The sequence below is a fragment of the Bradyrhizobium sp. 141 genome (genome assembly GCF_023074055.1).
Lineage (GTDB): Bacteria > Pseudomonadota > Alphaproteobacteria > Rhizobiales > Xanthobacteraceae > Bradyrhizobium.
Map to the genome: position 1 here is coordinate 12,097 of NZ_JADPKR010000091.1, position 22,449 is coordinate 34,545.

General features: G+C 57.7%; 16 protein-coding genes and 3 pseudogenes. 12 read left to right on the forward strand and 7 right to left on the reverse strand.

The window, feature by feature from the left end; translation table 11 throughout:
- Positions 1 to 115: 115 nt before the first annotated feature.
- On the reverse strand, positions 116 to 2,602 hold the full coding sequence (locus tag IVA81_RS27140; protein ID WP_247323672.1) for a CoA transferase: 2,487 nt from the start codon (positions 2,600 to 2,602) through the stop codon (positions 116 to 118).
- Between the two features lie 258 nt (positions 2,603 to 2,860).
- Positions 2,861 to 4,219 carry an LLM class flavin-dependent oxidoreductase gene (locus tag IVA81_RS27145; protein WP_247323674.1) on the reverse strand — a complete coding sequence of 453 codons (1,359 nt, stop codon included), beginning with the start codon at positions 4,217 to 4,219 and terminating at the stop codon, positions 2,861 to 2,863.
- Positions 4,220 to 5,624: 1,405 nt separating this feature from the next.
- Between IVA81_RS27145 and IVA81_RS27150 the strand changes: the two are divergent.
- Positions 5,625 to 6,349: pseudogene (locus IVA81_RS27150) on the forward strand (transposase); the annotation flags it as partial.
- An 880-nt stretch (positions 6,350 to 7,229) separates the two neighbouring features.
- Here the strand turns inward: IVA81_RS27150 and IVA81_RS27155 are convergent.
- The gene (locus IVA81_RS27155) at positions 7,230 to 8,315 is read right to left on the reverse strand and encodes an IS5 family transposase (RefSeq protein WP_247323677.1); all 1,086 of its coding nucleotides are present in this window, start codon (positions 8,313 to 8,315) and stop codon (positions 7,230 to 7,232) included.
- A 535-nt stretch (positions 8,316 to 8,850) separates the two neighbouring features.
- On the opposite strand from IVA81_RS27155, the gene IVA81_RS27160 reads away from it, so the two are divergent.
- Positions 8,851 to 9,591, forward strand: a complete 741-nt coding sequence (locus tag IVA81_RS27160) for a class I SAM-dependent methyltransferase (RefSeq protein ID WP_247323678.1) — start codon at positions 8,851 to 8,853, stop codon at positions 9,589 to 9,591.
- 341 nt (positions 9,592 to 9,932) lie between these two features.
- On the opposite strand, the pseudogene IVA81_RS27165 reads toward IVA81_RS27160, so the two are convergent.
- From IVA81_RS27165 to IVA81_RS27175, 3 genes and pseudogenes are all read right to left on the reverse strand, one after another.
- Positions 9,933 to 10,346: pseudogene (locus IVA81_RS27165) on the reverse strand (transposase); the annotation flags it as partial.
- Positions 10,347 to 10,466: 120 nt separating this feature from the next.
- Positions 10,467 to 11,289: pseudogene (locus IVA81_RS27170) on the reverse strand (transposase); the annotation flags it as partial.
- 890 nt (positions 11,290 to 12,179) lie between these two features.
- Positions 12,180 to 14,090 (reverse strand): UbiA family prenyltransferase, encoded by a 1,911-nt coding sequence (locus IVA81_RS27175; RefSeq protein WP_247323681.1) that lies wholly within the window; start codon positions 14,088 to 14,090, stop codon positions 12,180 to 12,182.
- A 326-nt stretch (positions 14,091 to 14,416) separates the two neighbouring features.
- Between IVA81_RS27175 and IVA81_RS27180 the strand changes: the two genes are divergently transcribed.
- The 3 genes from IVA81_RS27180 (at position 14,417) to IVA81_RS27190 (ending at position 16,658) form a co-directional block, all read left to right on the forward strand.
- Entirely contained in the window at positions 14,417 to 14,590 is a 174-nt protein-coding gene (locus IVA81_RS27180; protein ID WP_247323683.1) for a hypothetical protein, read from the forward strand.
- 714 nt (positions 14,591 to 15,304) lie between these two features.
- Positions 15,305 to 15,721, forward strand: coding sequence for a hypothetical protein (locus tag IVA81_RS27185; RefSeq protein WP_247323686.1), 417 nt, complete (start codon positions 15,305 to 15,307; stop codon positions 15,719 to 15,721).
- Entirely contained in the window at positions 15,702 to 16,658 is a 957-nt protein-coding gene (locus tag IVA81_RS27190) for a hypothetical protein (protein WP_247323688.1), read from the forward strand. Before IVA81_RS27185 ends, IVA81_RS27190 begins: the two co-directional genes overlap by 20 nt.
- Here the strand turns inward: IVA81_RS27190 and IVA81_RS27195 are convergent.
- Complete coding sequence (locus IVA81_RS27195) at positions 16,641 to 16,898, reverse strand: hypothetical protein (RefSeq protein ID WP_346659420.1); 258 nt, start codon at positions 16,896 to 16,898, stop codon at positions 16,641 to 16,643. The genes IVA81_RS27190 and IVA81_RS27195 overlap by 18 nt on opposite strands.
- 52 nt (positions 16,899 to 16,950) lie before the next feature.
- Here IVA81_RS27195 and IVA81_RS27200 point away from each other — a divergent pair, with 52 nt between their 5' ends.
- From IVA81_RS27200 to IVA81_RS27230, 7 genes are all read left to right on the forward strand, one after another.
- Positions 16,951 to 18,072: an IS630 family transposase gene (locus IVA81_RS27200; RefSeq protein ID WP_247323692.1), complete on the forward strand. Its 1,122-nt coding sequence runs from the start codon at positions 16,951 to 16,953 to the stop codon at positions 18,070 to 18,072.
- 302 nt (positions 18,073 to 18,374) lie between these two features.
- Entirely contained in the window at positions 18,375 to 18,572 is a 198-nt protein-coding gene (locus tag IVA81_RS27205) for a helix-turn-helix domain-containing protein (protein ID WP_247323693.1), read from the forward strand.
- Between the two features lie 268 nt (positions 18,573 to 18,840).
- Positions 18,841 to 19,125 (forward strand): hypothetical protein, encoded by a 285-nt coding sequence (locus tag IVA81_RS27210; protein ID WP_247323711.1) that lies wholly within the window; start codon positions 18,841 to 18,843, stop codon positions 19,123 to 19,125.
- A 178-nt stretch (positions 19,126 to 19,303) separates the two neighbouring features.
- On the forward strand, positions 19,304 to 19,678 hold the full coding sequence (locus IVA81_RS27215) for a helix-turn-helix domain-containing protein (RefSeq protein ID WP_247323696.1): 375 nt from the start codon (positions 19,304 to 19,306) through the stop codon (positions 19,676 to 19,678).
- Positions 19,679 to 19,856: 178 nt separating this feature from the next.
- The gene (locus IVA81_RS27220) at positions 19,857 to 20,858 is read left to right on the forward strand and encodes a metallophosphoesterase (RefSeq protein ID WP_247323707.1); all 1,002 of its coding nucleotides are present in this window, start codon (positions 19,857 to 19,859) and stop codon (positions 20,856 to 20,858) included.
- Positions 20,859 to 20,892: 34 nt separating this feature from the next.
- Positions 20,893 to 21,486 (forward strand): hypothetical protein, encoded by a 594-nt coding sequence (locus IVA81_RS27225; protein WP_247323708.1) that lies wholly within the window; start codon positions 20,893 to 20,895, stop codon positions 21,484 to 21,486.
- 250 nt (positions 21,487 to 21,736) lie between these two features.
- Positions 21,737 to 22,237, forward strand: coding sequence for a hypothetical protein (locus IVA81_RS27230; protein WP_247323709.1), 501 nt, complete (start codon positions 21,737 to 21,739; stop codon positions 22,235 to 22,237).
- Positions 22,238 to 22,449 lie beyond the last annotated feature (212 nt).

Below are 22,449 nucleotides of genomic sequence, written 5' to 3' on the forward strand. Positions count from 1 at the left end.
GCTGTCTCTCTTGCGAAAGCTTGGAGTGAGCCTAGCGCTATCATGAATGTCTGAGCAGCAGGCGCCAGTTAGAGAACCCGATAAGGTACGTAAATCTCGCGATAGCGCTGAGTTGTTAGTCTGACGACACCTTTGCTTGGAGCTCCTCTTCGGACAGCATCGCGGTACCGATAATGCCCTCTCTCGTCAGTTGCGCGATGTCGGCAGCAGCGAGCCCGAGAAGCTCAGATAAAATCTCTCTGTTATCTTGTCCAAGCGTCGGTGCAGCTGCGCGGATTCCATAGGGCGCTTCACCTTCGCGAATCGGCATTGACGGCTGCGGATGCGAGCCAATGAAGACGCGTTCGATTTCCTGCAGATACCCGCGCGACTTAAGTTGCCGATCGCTGAGCAAGTCAATTGGCAGGCGGGCCACGCCTGCCGCAATCCTCGCCGCCTGCAACTCCGACATCGCCTGGTCCGCGTCGCGGGCCATCGTCCAGGCTTCGATGCCTCTTTCGATCAACTCCTCGATGTCGCGGCGAGCTTCGGCAGATTTCAGCGACATGTCTGTGGCCCAATCTGGTCGACCGATAAGAACGGCAAGCCTTTGCCACATATGCTCGTCGGTCGCGGTTACCACAATCCAGTTGTCCTCACCGGCACACCGGAAGCAGCCATGCGGTACGAACTCTGGATGTCGATTGCCGTATTTAACCGGCTGCGCACCGTCGATCGAATGGAGAGTGATCCATGGCGCCGCAAAGGGCATCATGCATTCGATCTGCGCAAGATCAATGAATTGCCCGCGCCCGGTGGTGCGAGCGTGAATCAGCGCAACCAGAACTGCAGCACAGCCGTTCAACCCACCAACAGCATCTCCAAACGCGATGTGGCTCATCACGGGTGGTCCGTCGGACTTGCCGATCACAGTCGGCAACCCCGAGCCCTGCTCGAGAGTCGAGCCATAGGCCCGGCAAGTGCGACGGACGCTGTTCGTGCCAAAGGCTGACATCGACATCATCACGAGCCGGGGGTTGAGCTTTCTGAGTACATCGTAGCCAAGCCCGAGCCTCGGCAGCACATCCGCCGAATAATTGTTAACAACAACATCGGCCCCCGCTGAGAGCCGTTTGGCAAGATCGAGGCCTTGCGACCGCGTCAGGTCGAGGGTGATGCCGCGCTTGTTGCGGTTCATGACGCAGAACTCCGGCTTCATTTCGTACATCTGGCTGTCAACGTAGGCACGGCGCCGGTCAACGCCGCGCCACCAGTCCGGATACTGGATAGCTTCGATCTTGATGACGTCCGCACCGAGATCCGCCAATGTGCGCGTACACAACGGACCCGCCCAGCCCATCGAGAAGTCGATGACGCGTATCCCCTGCAATGGCAGCCCGCCTGCATCGATGCATCCGGACGGTACCGGCGCAGTGCCGGTGAGGCGTCTTCCTGTATTCGCGAAACGCTGCTGCTCGCCCGGAGCTGGAACCTTGCCGCCCCGGCGCGGCGGCGTGGATGTCAGCCGCTGCGTTGAGCCGGCGGTCAGACCTTCTTCTCCGCCAAGGAGTACAGGCACGATTGCGCCGCGCTCCCTCTTCTCCGCATCCCGCAGCAGATCGGATATTTCGGGCACCGGCACGATCGGGATCTTGCGCTTCAGTCCCTCCGCGAACCACTCCTGCGCTGTCCGCGTTTTGAGTCTCGGCATGAAATGCCGTTCGATCTGCTCCGTGTTTCGCAGACGATCGACGCCGAAGAGCAGAGCCGGATCATCACGCAATTCGGAGAGGCCGAGCACGTCACAGAACGCACGCCATTGTGCCGGTGTGCCTGTCGTGACGCCAAGCCACCCCTTCTTGGTTTCGTAAATGCCGGCGGGAAATGTCGGCCAGAAGCGGTTAATGCCAATCCGGCGCACCACGTCGCCGCGAGCAAATGCCTCCAACATGAGATACTCGCTGAGAGAGACGCTCGATTCGAACGTGCTGAGCGACCAGGACCGTCCTGCGCCGCCCTGCATTCGTGCAATCGCTGAAGAAGCCGCTGCGATGAAGCCCCACAGGCCCGCAAGGATACCCGTCTGAAAGTCTGGTGCGTGCAAGGGCCGTCCCGCTACCGGTCCAACCAGCTTAATGAGCCCAGCAAGCGCGCGAACTGTCGAATCGGTTGCGACGAATCTTGCATAGGGCCCTTCGCTACCGAACCAGCTCGCCTCGAGATAGATCAACCCGGGACATTGCTCACGAATTGCGCCGATATCAACGATCGGGCAATCCGCAGGATCAACATCGCGCCCGTCGATCAGAATGTCGCAATCCTTGATGATCGCAGTCAGCCTTGTGACCGCCCCGGGGTCGGCGCTATCCATTATGATGCTTGACTTGTTGAAGTTGAGGAATGCGAACCAAGCGCTCTTGCCACTGGGCGTGAGTGGCGCGCTGCGGCGAATTGGATCACCTGCTGGCGGCTCGACCTTCTGAACATCGGCGCCGAAATCGGCAAACAGCCGCGCGCAATAGCTGGTAGCGGCCGAGCTACCAATCTCGACGACCCGTAGATCCGACAACACACCCATCAAGGGCTCCTTCTTTCCAGCGATGACGATGCTCCGGAAGGCCATCTACAAAGCCATCCCCCTGCCGTCACCGTGAACGGGGCTACTTACTAAGCATCTACATACGCGTGTTTGCGACTACTCCGCGGTGAGGCACGCTTCGAGAGCCGCTCAATCCAGCGCCCGACTCCGGGGGCTCGATACGGTTGTCGACGTCGAATATCATGCTAGTGGATGCGGCCCTTGCCGTTGGCAACAGGGCTCCGCAAGTTTCACCACCCGCCGTGCAAACGGTCGGATCCGCTCGATGGCTTTAACTCTTTTTCACTGACGACCGCTTGCACTTCCCTGCGCCGCACGATTGGGTGGACGCCGGAGACCAAGGTTCTCTCTTAGAGTCTGTCCGGAGAATTGGGACCTGAATTTGCCTCGCCGGCGCAATTCGGGAACCACGAGATCAACAAAATCCTTGAGCCCGCTCGGAGCCATCGCCGGAATTACATTGAATCCGTCAGATGCGCGTTGATCAAACATCTCAATCATCGTGTTGGCAACTTCGTCCGGTGTTCCGACAGCCATGAGATGGCCACGGCTGTCCGATATGAAGCGGATCAATTGTCGCCATGTGAATTTCTCACGCGCTGCCAAGTCGAGGAGCAGCTTTTGACGACTTTGGATGAAATTAGTCTGCGGTAAGGATTCGGGGACAAAGGAGTCGAGATCCATTGAACGAAGGTCGGTGACGAACCCCAACCAACGTTCAGCAGCGCCAACTAGAACGTCAATATGCGTATATGATTGTAGTCTTTCAAGCTTATCACGCGCTTCCTGTTTGGTGCTCCCAACGATCGGGACAATGCCGGGCATGACTAGAACCTGATCATCCTCTCGGCCAAGTGCGCGCGCTTTCTCTTTGAGATTTGCATAGAATCGCTTACCGTTTTCTAAGGAAGGCTCGGCAGTGAACACGACTTCGCCAAGCTCTGCAGCGAACTGCATTCCGGCATTGGAAGCGCCGGCTTGAACCAACACGGGATACCCTTGCGGAGGTCGCGCGATATTAAGTGGGCCCCTGACTGAGAAGTAGCCCCCTCTGTGATCAAGCAAATGCAGCTTCGTGGTATCAACGAAAATGCCACTTTCCTTGTCACGAATAAAAGCGTCGTCTTCCCACGTGTCCCAGAGACCCTTTACGACTTCTACGGCTTCTCGCGCTCGAGCATAGCGCGTGTCGTGATCTGGAAGTTCGCTGTCACCGAAATTTGGGCCCTCGAACTTATTTCCCGATGTGACAATGTTCCAAGCCGCACGTCCTCGCGATAAGTGGTCAAGTGAGGCGAACATTCGCGCAAGATGATAAGGGTGGTGGTACGTCGTCGTGGCTGTCGCGACAAGACCGATGTCTTGTGTTTTCGATGAAAGTGCCGATATCAGCGTGATCGGCTCGAACCCATCGTTTCGGCTGACACGAGCTATGTGTGCATCATCTCGTTCTAATACGCTAGGGCTGTCGGCGAGAAATACGAAGTGAAATGTCGCCCCTTCGGCAATTGCCGCCATATCAGCATAATAATCGAGATCAACTCCGCCCTTCGCTGGTACGCTTGGATCGCGCCAGGCACCTTCATTATAGCCTGCCTGAACAAGGAACAATCCGAGTTTCATTTCACCATTGCGCAACATGCCGTATTCCTTTCGAATTGAACTATCTTTCGCGCACGCGGTCAGCCCTTCGCACTTCTTTCAGCTGGCAGAGCACTCAATTTTTGCAGACAGAGATCTCGAGCGTTTCGCGAATTCGTTCTGACACACATCTGGGAAAACTAGTGTTGGGGTATCAGTCGAGCTGCAAGATCCTCACACGTTTCTAACCGTCCTCACGCCAAGCAGGTGACATACTTCAGTTGTTTAGTTCAACTGGTAGCAGTGGTAGTTGACGGGAGCGACAATTGTTGCAGGCGGCGGCAAGCCGTGGGCGTCACGACATGCCCAGGGCCTGCCTGGGCCCGGCAAACATCGGCAGGAGCTGTCGGGCACGCAGGGAAGATCAGCCGTTAGACATTTCTCCTTGCGTCGAATGTCAAGCAACGCGTCTCGTGCCGGGGACGCAGAAATACCGACCCCGACTTCGCGACACCAGAAGATGATTTCTGGATGAGCCCATTCCCGAATGCGGCGCGTTTGACTCGCACAGTTCGCGACAAGACTCCAAAAAGAGCTGTTCGCTCCGAGAATCGAGCTTCTGGGCGCAGAAATGAGATTTGACCGCCTCAGCTCATAGTGGTTTACATTAACTTGGAGGGCCTCACGTCAGCCGGTGCGTCCAAAACTCATTCTGTATCTGTTCAAAGAATTGATGCTGATAAACCCGGAAACTTCATCACAAACTCCTGCCCGCACTCGCCGTGTTGGTGCTGGCTATTTCTCCTCGTTCCAGCAATCACGCCAGCTCTGCGGATAACTCGACCGACCTCTCTCGTGTCGTACCATCATTTTCCTGTTCGCCGCCACCAATACACTCGCGCGCTTTCGGCGCCCGTACCCGCGGGGTGGGGATGCGTCGGGATTTAAAGGAACAGAAGGAGTTCTCGATCAGATGGCGCCTCGACCACGGCCACGGTGGCAGGCCGCCACTGATTTGGACTCCCTTTTGCGTCGGTGTCATGCCGGTGGATCCGGGCGAGCGAGCCATCGATGAGACATATTCGAATCGGGATAGTCGCCCGCTGAAAACCTGCTCCCAGACCCGCTTCTGCGCCAGGCCAGAAGCGAGTGTAGACGGTGAACCACTTGCCGAATCCTTCCGGCAGCTCGCGCCGCGGCGAGCGGGTGCGGGCAATCAAAGAAGGTGCTTCGATTAACGGCTTTACCCGACAACTCCGGCGCAATTTGCTCCCATTAGCCGCCGCTCAACATTGATCGAATCAAGGCTGATCTCCATTTTCAGACCGATCTGGGAAGCTTGACTTCTGTGAGCGCGCGTGGCAGGCGCGAGCCGCGCGGCTTGTGAGTGCGACCTCATAGAAGTTGGATTGAACGAGCTACTGCCCAAAGTTGCTGACGGCGGCAATCGGAAAGGCGTCATATCGTGGGGGTGCTTGACGCCTCCACTTCTCCACCGAAGGAGCGATACGCCGTGTCCAACGGTAACGTCGTCCATCTGATTCAGCCAGGAATCTTCGACGATCAACTCACAGAAGTCTTGCGCAATGGGGCACGTGCCCTGCTTGCCCAGGCGGTCAAGGCCGAGTTTGGGACTTTCTCGGTCAGCATGGACAGCCAGCAGCGCGTCGCCCGCCAAGGTCACCTGCCGGAGCGCGAGGTGATGACCGGCATCGGTCCGGTCGCCGTCCGCCAGCCGCGTGTACGCGATGGCGAAGCGGACGCCGCCGATCCTGGCCGCATCCGGTTCTCGCCTTCGATCCTGCCGCCCTACATGCGCCGGTCGAAGTCGATCGAGAGGCTGCTGCCGATCCTTTCACCTGAAGGCTATCTCGACCGGCGACTTCTCCGAGGCACTGGCTGTGCTGCTCGGCAAGGATGCTGCCGGGGTTGTCAGCACCACCATCGGTCGCCTGAAGGACGGCTGGCTCGACGAGCACGCCGCAGTGGCAGAGGCGCGATCTCTCGGCGAAGCGCTACGTCTACATTTGTGCCGATGGCATCCATCTCCAAGCGCGTCTCGAAGACGAAAAGCAGTGCATCCTGGTGCTGATCGGCGCGAGTCCGGAAGGCCGCAAGGAACTGGTCGGCTTCACCGATGGCGCCCGCGATAGCGCGCAGGACTGGCGCGATCTGCTGCTCGATCTGAAGTGGCGCGCTCTTAAGGGATTCACAGAGGCAGAGCGAATATAGAAGCAGATCATCGGGATCTTCCGGGAGCAGCAAGCCGCGGCAGGTTGTGCCGTAAACAGGGATCAGCCGCGCAACCTCCTACAAATACAAGGCCGAATGGTTCAGCCGCACCCGTGTCGGCGTAAACTTCGGCCGGCAGAACTTTGTCTCATGAACCGTCTTAGCAAACGGGTATACCCCGCGGCCGTCCCGCCTAGACCGCCTCGATCCGATCCGCCCGTTTCTAACGGAAGACGTATGCCCGCCACTGAATGGGGCGCCCTCTCCATCGCGCACCCCGCGCTGTGAAGCCGGCAGCTTCCTTGCGGAGGTCGACCGGCGTGTTGGACACGTAACCCTGAACACCCGCTTGCGATCACGCATGCCGAACCGCCCGGACCACCGCAGCTCGGGACGCTCACTGGCAAAGCAGTGGCGACTTGGTTGAGATATGTCGCTAGGAGTTCGAAAAAGACATCAGCCGAATCGACACCAGCGAAAAGGCCTTCCGACTGGTTACATTCTATGGGATATCGGCCGTCTGTCAGGCGACAGGTCAGCCACCTTTCTCCTCCTCGAGCTGCTTCCAATCGCTGCATCTCCATCAGCAGGTACTTCATTTCCGGTTGAAATAGGTCGGCTGACTGATGCCGGCCTTCAGCAGATATCTCCGAATCTGCGCTGCTTGGGCGTGCGTAAATTTGGAAGCCTTCTCATCTGCCGCTCCTACAACCTAGCAGTCTGCTGAAAAACCTTGAAATGGAGAGTTTTCGTGTTCTCGCCGGCGGTTGTTGGAGCGGCGCGGTGGAGTTGGACGTAATTTTTGGCCTGTTGTTGGGTGCCCCCTGACGCGGGGTGGTTAAGCGGCCAGCAGTTTCGGAATGCGGATCAGGTTATAGGCGATCAGATTGAGCAGGAAGTCGGCGGCGACGCGAGCGATGCCACGATGTTTGGTCTTGCGCATGGTGCCATGCTGCTTGCCCCATCCGAAAATGCACTCGACCATCGCCCGGCGCGATTGCGACATGCCATACCCCGGATGCCGCGTGGTTCGTTCGTCGATGGCGCTGTTGCGGTTCTTGCCGGTTTTGGTGACGGCCTGGTTCTGTGTCACATGCGGCGTCACGCCGATGGCGCGAAGATTGGCGACATGATCGACGGTATCGTACGCTTTGTCCTCACCGGCCGTGATGCGGCGGCCTGCGGCTTTGCGTCTCGCCTTCAGCATGGTCTCCGAAGCGCGGCGTTCGGCGGTACCATTGGCATCCGTAACCCTGCCGGCCACCGCCAGACCATGCCGGTTCTCCATGGTGGCGTGGCCCATATAGCAAAGCTTGGCCTCGCGTCCGGCCGCCTTGCGATAAAGCCTGCTGTCCGGATCGCTGGTACTCGCATGGGTGTCGTTCTTGCGCTTCTGGCCGTGGAAGTTGGCGCCATCATCATCGTCGCCGCTGCCGTCCTTGGGACGAAAACTCTTCTGCGAGGCCCAGGCTTCGATCAGCGTTCCGTCCACCGAAAAATGCTCGTCCGACAATAGCGATTTGACCTGAGAATGGTTCAGAAGCCTGGTCATGAACTTCGTGAACACCTCGCCGTTCTGCAGTCGCTCGCGGTTCTTGGTGAAGGTGGTCGGGTCCCAGACCGGATCGTCCGGCGACAGTCCCACGAACCAGCGATACAAAAGATTGTAGTCCAGCTGCTCCATCAACTGGCGTTCCGAGCGGATGCCGTAGAACACCTGCAGCAGCAAGGCGCTCAGCAATTGCTCTGGAGGGATCGAAGGACGTCCCTCGCTGGCGTAGAGCCTCCCAAGGCTGCGGTTCAAATCACTCAAAACATCCCGAACAAGTTCCCGGACCTTCCGCAGCGGATGGTTCGCTGGCACGCGCTTATCCGGCGCGATGTACGAAAACAGGCCGCCCTGATCCGTAAACCTGCCGCGCATGACCGCCTCCGCCGATTCGAGATGATAAAGTGAATCATCAAGCCCGCTTCGTGGCGAGGGGGTTCTTCAGCAGACTGCTAGAGGATTCGGAGCGCAAAACTCCGACCAAATACGATCCAGTTTGCCGGCCTCAGATTACTGAGGTGATGGGCTCTACCAGTTTTTGGAGGAGATTGCGAGGCTCAGGTCAGCTAGAAGCTCCTGGAGGCTGATACCATTGGAATGGGCCTCCTCTACCAGGCTGGCAAGGAGGAGCCTATGCCAAAAGATCACGACTTTGGCAACTAAAGGACCTTGTCAGCCTTGGTGTATCGGGTTTGTGCTCTGTCCGCCGGAACGACAGCAATTCCTCTCGCGTAGCTGCTGCACTTGAGCAGTTGCGGTCTCAACCAGCGACGAAGGTTTTCACCTCAACTACATTGCGAACCCGCCTATCGGCATCGAGGCTTCTGGAAACCAATGAACACTCTGCGCGATCAGCGGAGCTGGAAGCGTGTGCAACTCGGGCTAAGCCCCCTGAAAGACTTGGTAGACCATGGACAGAGAGATTGCGACGCCCGGCCATCTGACGCAAGGGCAAGTTGCAGAAGATTTCGACGGCTGGGCCGACTCGTACGAGGAAATGGTCAATCAAGCCGTCGCCTTCGCAGGGCGGAAGCACGTCTTTTACATTAACGTGAAGCGCGAACATATCCTTCGTCTGGCTCAGCGATATTTCACCCATCTCAAAAGCCTGAATGTGCTGGATCTGGGCTGCGGAGTCGGTGCGTACCATCCCGGGCTTGAGGGCAGGTTTCGTGAACTCCACGGCGTGGACGTGTCTGCCCGAAGCATCAAATTGGCGGCAAGGCGGCATCCTTTTGTTCTCTATTCGACATACGACGGCAGCCGACTGCCCTACAGCGATGGACAATTTTCGATGGTTTTCACGACCGGCGTGATGCACCATGTCCCTCCGCTTCAATGGAAGAGCTTCGTTGCCGAGGCGTATCGCGTTACCGCGCCTGGTGGGTTAATGCTCGTCTTTGAGAACAATCCCTACAATCCGCTGATGCAGTACTTCGTCAAAACATGCGATGTTGACAAGGATGCCGTCCTGTTGCGACCCGCGAAGTTGCGTCGCATGTTCACTGCTGCCGGCTTCACTGATGTCTTCACGCGGACTATTTTCTCAGTCCTGCCTGCTGGCAGATTCCTGACCAGAATGGATTCTCTGCTGGGAAACTTGCCTTTCGGGGCCCAGTATTATCTTAGCGCTAGAAAGAAAGCGCTCTGACGGATTTCCTGGCCATGACTCGCGTCACCCTGCCCAAAACCAGGCGCCCGCCCTACTCCATCGCGGATTTTGGAGGATGATGGCAAGCCGAGTAGTCACGCCCGTCGACCCAGGGACGCCCACGCGCAACTGGTGGCGGGCCTCATCGTGGCATCCAGCGCCCCGCCCCTGGCGCATCTGAATTCTGTGCGTCAAGTTCAGCAAAATTGATCATGGGTCCGGTTGAGCCATCCCCTCGGAGCCGCCGTCGCTCGCCTCACCCAGAAGCGCAGCGGGCGGGCGAGGGCGGCGGAGAGGGATGGCGTCCATCCCCTTGGTGGGGCCCGAGCATCGTCAGGCCCTTGGCGCAGTGCCTCCTTCTTGTGTTCATTCAGCAGATCCATGTTCAGGTAGCGATGATCCTGGAGCCAGGCCTCGTGGCGCTCGACGGTGAGCGCCCGGACGAGCCGCAAGCAGCTCTCGGCATTAGGGAAGATACGCACCACATAAGTGCGCCGCCTGATCTCCTCGTTGAGCCGCTCGAGCATGTTGGTCGACTTCATGTGCTTCCTGTGCGCCAGCGGCAGGCGGAAGTAGGTGAGAGTCTCGTCGATGTTCTCCTCCACCCAGCCGGTGAGCTTGGGGTATTTGCCGCCCTATTTGGCGAGCCAGGCAGCCAGATCGCGCCGCACCTCCGAGAGGTCGCGCCGGTCGTACATCCAGCGCAACTCGAGCAGGCAATCGTCGTCGACCTTGCGCGGCACATAGTCGAGCGCTTGCGCAGGAAGTGCACGTAGGGGCCGTTGAAGAACCACTTAGAGCCGAACGCCGATAGCGGTTGCGGATCAGGCGGCGGCGAGATGGCGATGATCGTCGGGCAATACGAAAGAGGCGGTGACAATCCGGAGAAAGCGCAAAAGAGCGAACGCCAGCCTCTTCAGGTTGACGGCCGCGGCGGTCAGGAACGCCTGGATGCGCATGTTCTGAAGACCGCGTCGGATTGCGCGCGCGAGTCCATGCCAAGTCTTTGCCTCGCCGTGGTATCCTTCGGAGCGCCAACGGCGACGCGCTCGAAGGAGCGCAGGATGATGGTCGCTCACCACGACAGCCTTGTTCCGCCGGCCGGAAGACAGGCACAGGTTCGCCATCGAGCAACGGCTGCAGTCCTTGGCTTTCGAGTAGAAGAAGCGCCCGTGCTTGGTCAAACGCTGCGGCCGCAGGACCTTGCCTCTGGGGCACTTCAGGATGTCGTTCTGGGCGTCCTACCGAAAGCGACGGAGTGGGACCGGCGAGCGGATCGGCTCGGCCTGGTCGGGATCACGGCATGGATGTTCCGCTCTTCCATGGCGCCATAGACCTTGCCGTAGGCGTAGCCCGCATCGGCGGTGACCGTGGTCACCGCTGTGCCGGTCCTCTCAGCCGTCCGGTCCACCTGCTCGACGATGTGCTGGCCCTCGTTCAACTCCCCGGTGGTGACCTCCACGTCGAGGATGACGCCACGCTTGTCGTCCACGGCGGCGTGCTGCTTATAAGCCGGCTCGAGCCGGCGATTACGGCCGTTCGTCGCCATCGTAGCCTCGGGATCGGTGGTGCAGACCTTCTTGAATTTACCTGTCTGGCGCCGCTCTTCGCGGTGTCGTCGGGCTCGGGAGCGTTCGCCGCTTCCACGGCCGCGACGTGCCTCACCGCCAGGCTCTCCCAGGAGACATTGGCGCGGATCTCTTCCATCTCGGTCGCAATCGTATGATCGCCGTCGCCTGCTAGTCCATCGACGCAGGCGCGGACAAGGAAGTGAGCGCCAAGCTCCTGGGTCAGGCAGTACAATTCGTAAATGTCGCTTTCGCAATCACCAATATGAAATGCAACGCTCCCGGCTGTCCGAGCCGCTCGATTGATTGCCTGAGATTGTCGACCAGCGAACGCTTTCCTTCTTCTCAATTGGAACGCGGGTAGGGTTAATCTTCTCGAGCTGCGCCGTGCTTTTGAATTTTTTCCGTGTCCAAGACTTAACCGCCGCCAATCCCAGCGGCAGGTCCTCGAACAGTCACGGCGAGCTGGAATGCATCAGCATTCCGCAGACCTGTGATGGCGCCAACGGCGTCCCGGCCGCTGATGACGCTCTTCGTCAGGCCAATAGCGCTCGTGTTTGCGCGCTAGTAAGAGACTTCTGCCGTGTCCTGAATAAGGAGGATCGAGCCGCTAGAATCATCGCGTGCGCGCGTGCGGCGAAGTGACCGCTGACGATGTCGGGCTCCTCCACGCGCTCGTTGGCGAAGGAGCGGTAGGCCGCCTTCGTGTTCGCCCAGTACTGGCGGGCGAACCGTATGCTGCCGCCCATGCCGTCACCAATTTGCTTCAATAGGTTAAACGGTTGACCGACAGGCATCCTTGAACACTGCCTTGTCGATCTCGCGCTCTGTCCAATGTTCGCGGCACTTTCATCCGACCAGCCGAGCAACGACACGCCGTTCCGCTTGAACACACCAACGCACTCGCCAAGGGGTTCATTCTATTCAAGATTTTTCAATCAGTACTACCGCCATCCGATCAACAATTGTGGGTAATTGAAAGCTTCACCGGATACTTACGGTAGGCTTATAGAGCCGAAGTTAAATGGCCATAATAACGACGGCAACGATTGAGGCGATGGCTATTGCGCTTAAACGGTCCTTCAGTGCAAATACAATCGGGTCGTCGTCCATAAGACGCCGCTGCGCCATCATGAGCGCCCTGCCTATCCAATAGAGAAGGATTGGACAGATTAGCCATAGTGCCTTCGGATGTCGATAGAGTATCTGCACATCTGGCGATGCGACATAGAGTGCAAGGATTGTGATGGCGTTCAAGCCAGCCGCAGCAGCTAGAGCAGCAACGACATCAAGGTCGGTGATCCTGTAGTCACGGTCTGGACGATCCGGAAGACCGCGATCAAGCCTCGTCGCCAGTTCAACGTAGCGCTTGATTAGCGCAAGCGACGTGAAGATGAACATAGAAAAAATGAATAGCCACTGAGAAATCTGTATTTCCAGTGCCACGCCACCTGCAACAATGCGTAAGGTATAGAGCATTGCTAGCACGACGACGTCCACAAGCATCTTGCGCTTCAAGTAGACAGAATAAACGCTCGTCAGCGCAAAATAGCCGGCCAGTAAGTCGACGAACCCACATGAGATTGTGGCTGCCAGCATTAGAGAAAACAGGAGGAGAATCGGAACCATAAGCAAGCCGGTTCGAAGATGGAGGAGGCCACTCGCAAACGGACGCGCGCGCTTGCTAGAGTGCGCGCGATCAGACCCAAGATCTAATAGATCGTTGAGGATGTATACCGCTGACGCGCAGGCGCAAAAAGCGAGAAAGGCCACCATAGCTGCACTGATTTTAGCCAACGAAAATTGGTGCGATGTCACCAGTGGCGCGAAGACTAGGAGATTCTTGACATACTGGTGGACTCGGATGGCCTTGAACCACGTCCGCCTACTAGCGTTGCCGCGATCTAATGCAACGCAGTTGCCCTTGAGCGCGATGAGCCGGTTCTTTTCCGAATTGGAGAGGCCGACGCCGTAGACATTGTCGGCAAACTCCCACACCGGAGAATCTGCGCAATCGTTGCCAACATAATCAAATCCGTTCCGACCGAAGGCAGCCGCAAGTATCTCTGCTTTCGAAGGTTCTGACAAATTCGTTGTTGCGTCAGAAGCAAACCAGCCATCGAAGATGCCCAGCTGATCTGCTATGGCCTTCGCGTGCTTCGCGTTGGCTGCTGTCAGGTAAACTTTCCTGCCCCGTGCTTTGGCTGCGTGGATCAGATCCATTACGCAGTGGTTGTAGGGCAGTGTCGCATAATCCAGCTCAGAACTCATAGCGAGATAATGCTTTAGGGCCGCTTTTCCGTTGGCCAGAGCCCGGATTGCTGCAAAATTCACGCGGAACCCACGAGGCAAAGCGTTCAAAAAGGACTCACATAGCACATCCGTTAGCAGCAAAGATTGGTCTAGATCCACCACCAGCGGATTGTCGCGGGGGTGCTCCGGGTCGGCGGCTTTTGCATAATCGTTAGTGTACCAGATGCCGCTAAACACTTTTGGTAACACGTCGTCGAGCTGGGTCGAACGACCGATAAAGGCGATCTGGCCGCCACCGTCGACGACGAATGAGATAGGACTCTCCAAAGAAAACTCAAGTCCCACCCAAAGTCTCCTCATTTCACCCGTGCAGTCGAACGCGATCCGGCAGTTCAAATTCGCAAAATTCTTGGTCAACCACGCGTCCAACTTGGTTGCAGCCTCTTCTGCCGTTGACGTCCGTTCATGAGCTGCGATCCCAATGACCTCAAGTCCGTGGTTTTTGTATTTCTCTTGCTGCTGTACGAGGTGGGACATCGTCGCAATACTTGGCATGCACCACGTTGTCCAAAATTCGATAACGTAAACCTTCCCGGGCTGAAATCGTGTTAGGGGCTGGCCGAGCAGCCAGCCCTCCACTTTGATCGGAGGAGCGACGGACCCAATACGCAGCACCATGTTGCTCTCCAAAGTGAATTCCTAAATGCTGCACAGCTTATGCGCGCTCTCGCCTCACGCTCCATTGCCCCTCCCACCAGGATAGATGTTGAAAGCTGCTTCGCCTTTATCCATCGTGATGTGGTGGGCTGGAATATGGCCAGGGTGCCGTTGCGTTGAACGTCTCCAGATGCCGCCGTTGATCGTTTCGCCACGCGGTCGCAGCAGTGAAAGAGAGATCGCGCTGCCTAGAACTCTTCCGACGCGGCATCGCAAGGATTCGCAAGTTCATGGCCCACGACAGCTAGTGTTTGCGAAGGATCGAAGCCTCGGCGAGTTCCGGCGTAATGTTGAATATCAATGTCGATATCGATGAAGACTACTGCACCATCGGCCGCAGCATGGAGGGTTTGGCGGCCATCGCCACACTGGTTCCCGCGACCTCGCTGCCGGACCGCAATTTGCATTCCCGGAGGAAGGGCGACGCGAGAGCCGAAAAGGAAACTGGATTTACTGGCTAGCCAAAGTCGAGTGTGAGCGCATAGCGTGCCCGACGATTTGTGTGAGATTGGCCCGCGATTCATCGTTTGAAGTGACCCGCGATCAGCCAAACTCCAAGCGCAGCATCCATCGCAGCGGTGAGACATCAGCGACCTCGAAGACAGGACCGTAGAGCAGGCGCCGACAAATCGCTCGCGGAAGACAGTTCCCAAGCGAGGCTCAGCGCGCATTGGCGTTCGACCAGTTGACGCCGGATGTGTTTTGCCTGGAGGGTCGAAACGACGGGGTCGGATGCCGGTGTGCGTTGGACCTTCAATGATGATCCCGTGAAAGTCGGATTGAAAATGTTGCGAGTTGAGTCGATGCACTCACTATTTTCCTTCACAAACTTCCGCAGCCATTACGCCTAAGGCGCAGGTCGCTCCTCAACAATCGTGCCACCAGCTGTCGCATGACCGACCAAGCGTCATGCCGCCAAGCATCACCGCGACGTCGATTTCATCGTGCCCATCGCGTCGGTCGATCATTGGCAAGTTACGCCGCAAACGCCTTCCTCAGCCCCGGTTAGTGCGACTGATTCATCAACCGCTACATCGCATGTTTGCGTCATCTAGATCAATTACAAGCGTTGGTAGTTGACCGTGGCCCGGTCGTCTCGCTCTATTTCGGTCGATCCGAACGAGGACAATCGTCGTTAGCGCTCTTCTCTGCGGCAAGGTGACTTCATCGAGGCGTTGCAGCTGGCGCTTAACTTTGGCTGGGTTACTGGCGGCAATGCCACGGGCTGGGGACAGTCATCGGCGTTACGAAACGACGTCTTTCGATCGGGCATCCAGGGGGCGACGATCAGAGACGGTTATCGAAAACCGCACGTACAGCGGCCGCTCCGGAAGTGGTCCAATGCCGGGCATCGTCATGGAACACCGACACAGGGGTTGCTATGTCTTCAGAACAAAGACAGTGCAGCAGGAGATATTCGCGCGCAGCACTTCGTATCAGAAATAGGTGGATCGATCACCATCTGGCTGACCGGCAAGCAATTCGAGTATCCGTGTCGCCAAATCGATTCCGTGACATGGATCGTCGAGGGCAACGTGGTCGAACCTCGTGGCCTGCCCCGCGGCTTTCACCTTGCTGGCGATCGCGGGTGATGCACGAGGCGCCTCCTTTGCGCGTCTCGCGTCCCACGGCCATAGGCGTGCATCGATAAGGCTCGACGCGCGCCTGCGGCCGGGTCTGACGAACCTGCCGAGTTTCTTAAGTCGATATGCGTCTGCCGCGAAGCGCTCCGGCAGCGATGCGTCCTTGGGCTGTTGTTTCGCCTTTCCAATCGCGGGAAGCAAGTCGGCAACTTTGTTGACGAAAGATGCCGCCGGCAACGTTGTCGACATCCCTCAGAGAGAGTGGCCGTATCTGCAACTGTTCGAGGAGCAGGAACGCGATGTACTTAAACGCGACGCTTTAGATCGAGAGGCAGCATTTTCGGAAATAAAGCTTCCACGCGAGGGCCTTAAGAAGGTTTGGGAGGAGTATCTGGTCGAGCCCTATATGATTGAACCGATGATGCGTCCTGGCACGGCAGGTTACGTGCCCTTCTGTTCTGCCGTCCATTGGGTCATGACGGAAGGAGGCCAGAAAGTTCAGCATCTGGAGGACTCGCAATTGTGGAAAGCCAGCGTCGAAATGCTCCTTCCCCTGATGTCAACAGGCGAGGTGCAGATCATCGGCACACCAAGTTCAGGGGGAGCTCCAAAGGTAATTGAGCCGCAAATATTCGCTGGGATATTGGTCAGCGAACCCATGCGCGATTCATTCGAAATGATAACGGGAGACAAACCGTGGATAAGCTGCATCCCTTACTTGGACGAGGAGCATTGGAATAACGGTTTCAACGATCAACTCTATTTGCAAAGATCGGGACCGGCATCGTGGACTCATCTGCAGGTGAAGAAAAGTGACGTTCTCCGCGAAATAATTTTCGAGCAATCAAAGGCTTCGATTTATGAGACTGGAGCGCCAGGCAGACCCACCTCAATGCACCTAGTACCCCTGCACAGTGATTATGACCGGTTAGACTTGCGGTTCTAGCTCCGGCAGGCATTTGGGATCTACGAGCAATTCGATGCTGCGTGCGGTCGCCGGCTGGCGTCTGATGAAGCCTTGTCGTTCGAGCGTCAGCACCATCTGGTGAACCGAAGGCGGGCTGACGCGGAAGTATTTCTGCATGTCGGCTTCGGCGGGAGGCTGGAGGTGGAGGCGCGTGTAGAGGTGGATATACGCCAGATACTGCCCCTGCCCGGGCGTGAAGGCTTTTGCCGAAGGACTCACGCCGGCTATCCGATTCAGTTGTTTGTGCGTGCTTCGAACACGGAGGCACGCCATGAATGTACGCTATCGGGTCGACCTCAGCCAAATCGAGCGCACGGAACTCAGGGCGCTGCTCAGCGGCGGCAAGCATGCATCGCGCAAGCTCAAGCGAGCACAGATCTTGCTGGCCGCCGATGCCGGTGCCGGCGACGAGGAGATCGCACGGAGCGTCGGCGTGGGCGGCTCGACCGTGTACCGGATCAAGCGCCGCTTCGTGGAAGGCAATCTGGAGCGGGCGCTGAGCGACGACCCGCGTCCCGGGGCGGAACGCAAGCTCACGGTCAAGGAAGAAGCCCTGCTGGTGGCGACGGCCTGCGCCAGTCCCCCGGAAGGCCGCGCCCGCTGGACGCTCGATCTGCTGGCAGGTGCGATGGTCAAGCTCACCGAACACAGGAGCCTGTCGCACGAGACCGTTCGGCGGCGCCTGGCCGAGAATGGCCTCAAGCCCTGGCGCAAGGACATGTGGTGCATTCCGCAGGTCGACGGCGAATACGTCGCCCGCATGGAGGACGTGCTTGATCTCTACGCCGAGGTGCCCGATCCCAAGCGGCCGGTGGTGTGCTTCGACGAAAGCCCGGTGCAGCTCATCGGCGAGGCGCGTCAGCCCATCCCGGCCAGCCCGGGTCGGCTCGAACGTTACGATTACGAGTATCGTCGCAATGGCACGGTCAATCTCTTCGTTTTCCTCGACGTGCATCGTCCCTGGCGCAAGGTCAAAGTCACCGAACGGCGAGCGCCGGAAGACTATGCCCGATGCATGCGCGATCTCGTCGATATCCATTATCCCGATGCGGAGGCCATCCGGGTCATTCAGGACAATTTATCGACCTATTCTGCCGGCGCCCTGTACCAGGCGTTTCCTCCCGCCGAAGCCAGGCGGATTTTGCGACGGCTCGAGTTCCACTACACCCCCAAGCACGCAAGCTGGCTCAACATGGTTGAGATCGAGATCGGCGTCTTGCGCGGCCAATGCCTGGATCGCAGGATCGACGATCCCAAGCGGCTGCGCCGCGAAATCGCCGCCTGGGAACGCAAGCGAAATGCCGCCCGCTCACGCATCAAATGGATGTTCACAACAGACAAGGCCCGCGCCAAAATGGGCCGTGCCTATCCAACTACTTCCAAAGAGTCATAATCACTGTGCAGAGCCACTAGTAAAGGAAGAATTCCGCGCCCGTTACGAACGAGGTGAGGCTGCGACGTCAATCACGCAAGAGGCTAAAGCACTCGCCGAATGGCTTCGCAAAGCTCATCCACGGGCCGTCGCAGTGACTTCCAAAACCATTAACAATCAGCTCTCGGGTGAGTTTAGAATGCTCTCGCCAACCCAAAAAAGAAAATTTAGGGCGAATATCGGGCGTCTTTATCGGGCGCGAGCATCAGTGCATTTCTCCGGAGTGTTCGCAGCTAACCATGCGGACATCAACGGAGATTGCAATGAACGAAAATGCTTCGAACATTCAACGCGAGGGGCTCTCGATTTCGGAAGCTTGCGCGGTGGTCGGCATCGGCCGAACCAAAATCTATCAAGCCATCAGCACCGGCAAGCTCAAGGCTCGCAAATACGGAAAGCGCACCCTCGTCTTGCGAGACGACTTGCGCGACTTCCTTGCGTCGCTTCCCGGTGCAGCGTGATTGCGGCTCAATATAAAAAACCTCGGGGCGGTGTTCCAGACCGCGCCGAGGTTGGCGCCGAAGCCCTCTTGCAAAGGAATTCTGACACGCGTCTACCATACTGCGGCCGGCAACTCCACCTCCCAGACCTGTTTGATTGGGCCGTCAGCCAAGCAGTCCCGCCTCCCGACCATCGTATCCGGTGGGTTGCCAGCCGGTGTAGAGTTTCCCTGGCGACCGCCGAAACCATTGTTGCGAACGCGGGCTTTTCCGACGGGGAGCGCCGCCGATCATTCTAATTAAGGCGCAGATCGGCGACGCCGGTCAAGTCGTGACCGTTCGCGGACGCGACGCATGGGCATTGATGAAGTTGAAGGCCGCCAATGACAATGTGTGCACTCCGATCGATCATCCGGGGCCGCGCTGGAGCGGGTACGTTCACAAGCTCCGCAAGGCCGGCATCATCATTGAGACCATCCGGGAGCGCCACGGCGGGCCATTCGCCGGCGAGCACGCGCGATATGTTCTGCGTAGCTTCGTTACCATCCTCGAAACCAAGGGCGGCCAGTCATGATGGCGATTGCAGGCCTACAAATCATCGCTGGTGGGGGTTCGGCCCCGCCCGCACTCACAGCCCTCGACATGTCGCGAACAATCACGACCGGGGTTCTGGCCTTTCTAGGGGGCCCATGGCGAAGCACCGTAGACGGAACAAGCGGCTCGATGCGCCTCATGTCCGGATGTACCGGTGGATGCTGGACTCACCGGATTATCTGTCCCTGACCTGCCCCGCTCGCGCCGTCCTGATCGAAATCGCCAGGGGCCATGACGGCACGAACAACGGCAGGCTTGGGCTTTCGATACGGCGGGCTTCTGAACGGTGCAACATCGCACGCGGCACCGCGCAACGCGCCTTCGTCGAATTGCAGGAGCGCGGCTTTATCGATTGCATGACGAAAGGAGCGTTCAGCCGAAAGGTGATGCACGCCACCGAGTGGCGTCTGACTTGGTGGGGCTGCGATGTCACCGGAGAACTATCGAGCAAGAGGTTCATGAGTTGGGGCCGCGAAAAACAAAACGCGGTATCAGAATATCCCGTCGCGAATCAGAGCCAGCGTGCGGCATGAAATGATGCAAAAAGGGCCTCACGGTGCCTTCGTTTGACACCGTGAGGACAGCTTTGGCGGCGGTCGCGGTATCAATCTGGGGTACACATATAGTTTACCGTAGGGGGCGTAGCGCGTACATTTATCGCCAGTCATGCTTTTGTTTCGAACGGCCTCCCAGCACGAGAGAGATGAGAGATTGGATCCTAATTCGAACGTTGCGACCAAAACGTCTCTGCAAAACCTGATCGAGCGAATTGGCTCAGAACATGTTGAGCGGCGACTGAAAATCGAAGTTGAACATGAAGCCCAGCTGTTCGGACAGGGATTGATCCTTTTCAATCTCGAAAATTGGTACTCAGCGCCGTGGATCATCAGAACTGCGCTGAAGCTGACTGGACTTTATGGCCGTGCGCGTCGAAACGCTGACCACGTCGTTGTCAAAAAACATAGCGTGGCTTTCGCGAATCTTCCCCCGGCATTTGACAATTTTACTATCCTTCACATCACCGATCTGCATGCCGACATAAGTGCAGGCGCGATGCGCCATCTGATCAGCGTGGTCGGTGGCCTTCAATACGACATTTGCGTCTTAACCGGCGACTATCGCGGCAAGACATATGGCCCATTCAAAAAAAGTCTAGAAATCATCTATGAGCTGCAGACCCAATTGAAGGGGCCAATTTATGGGGTGCTTGGTAACCACGACAGCATCCGTATGGTTCCTTCAATGGAAGCCATGGGAATCTGCGTGCTGTTCAACGAGTGCGAACCGATTGTTCGTGGCGGACAACGTATTTTCCTGGCCGGAGTTGACGATCCGCATTTCTACCGGGTAGACGACATTGAAAAAGCCGCGTCGCAGATCCCTTCAGATGCTTTTTCGATTTTGTTGGCGCACACGCCGGAAGTTTACGGTCCAGCAATGAGCGCCAGATTCAATTTCATGTTATGCGGACACACGCACGGAGGTCAGCTTTGCCTACCCGGTGGAATTCCGATCAAGCTGGAGGCAGCAATGCCTAGATTCATGGGGGCTGGACCATGGCGCCATGGCGCTATGGTCGGATATACCTCGGTGGGCGCTGGCACGGGCATTCTGCCTGTGCGCTTAAATTGCCCGCCGGAGATAGTTCTGCATACCTTGCACGCGATGGGCAGCAGCGCCGATGGCTTAAGCACGCCCCAAGGTGCGCTGTAGCGAGCGAACCGCCAGTTCCCAAAGATGGATGACCATGACGAAAACAAAAGCTTCTCTGAAGGATAGCAAGGAGCCGCCAGTGAGAACTCACAAGCTGGACAGTTCAAATCCGAAGCTGACATATATTGGCGGGTCGAAGTTCGATGCCTGGAATGGCACTCTTGCCAATCAAGCCTTGTCGTCTGGATGGTACGGCAACAATCCGGATGCAGACCGCACACACAAACTGCAATCCGCGTCCCTCGGCTTTCTCGCCGGCGTCGAGAAGGACGAACTAGAGGGAATGTTGGCGGCGCAGTTGCTAGCTTCCCATAATGCGGCAATGAAATGTTATCGGCGCGCAATGATTGCCGAGCAGACTTTTGAGGGCCGGAAGGAGAACTTAAGTCAGGCCAACAAGCTTTCCCGAACGTACGCCACATTGCTGGAGGCATTTAATCGCCATCGCGGCGAGGGCCAACAGAAAGTCACGGTCGAACACGTCCACGTCCACAAGGGCGGGCAAGCGATTGTCGGCAACGTTCATGGGGGTGGGGTGCTCACGAAATCGGAGAATCAACCCCATGCAGTTGCGCACAAGCCCAGCCTCCAGCTAACGTCGCACGCCACAAAAGAAGGCATGGGGTGAACAATGCACAAGATGGCTCTTGAACAATACCTTGAAAGGTCGGGGCTTTCGGCCGTTCAATCCGATCTTAGCGCTCGTTGGACAGATCGAGCGGACCGTCAGCGTTCATCAACCGAAGCGCGCCGGAAAGAGCGTTTGTCGCCGCTCCCTTGGGTGGCAGGAACGGCTGCAAAACTATGAGTGGCCAGAAGGCGTCAGCTTCATACAGGCTTCAAAGCAAGTAACTTAGATTACCGATCGATTTGGCGAGTTGTCACGTAAGCTTGCAAGCCATCAGGTGCTTTCCTTTGAGGAAGCGCGCCACCTTGAACGTGCTGCGCTCGCAGTTTTCGAATGGGGCCGAGTTACAAGGGGTGCCAGCAAGCAAAACTCTAGCTTTGAAAGAATTTCATCGGTAGTGCGTAGCGCTCTCGAATGGCGACAAACCAAACCCGCACCGATGGACTCTGGATGGACAAAGGTTGCAGCCTTTAGCACCGAGTGGTTAGAGCAAGAGGACGGAGCGCCGCAAATCATTTATGATAGCCGCGTAGCCAACTCGCTCATCCGCAACGTAGAAAAGCTGGTCGAACTAGAAGGTGCATGGGTTTCATCATTGCGACCCACGCTGCAAAAACATCTTCGCCGCATTCCCGCCCGCCCAAGCGGCACGCGCAACCAGCCATACAAGCTCAGTTGGAGTTCTGGCTACCGGTTGCTGGCGGCGGCGCTGCCGCCTGAAAAACGGACTGCTGCGATGGACATGCCATGATCGTAACCGGTATGAGCTCCCACGTCTGCGGTGATCAGCGGGTGCGAGCGTAGCGGATCGGCATCCAGTATTGGCGCATGGCCTCGACGGCCGCTGGAAGATCGGCGTGGGCGTTGCGCAGAAAATCCCTGGTCTCGCGCCCGCTTCGTGGCGGTCCGAGCAGCGGCCGGCCCTGATCGTCGCGACAGTGCAGCAGGATGGGCAGAAGCAGG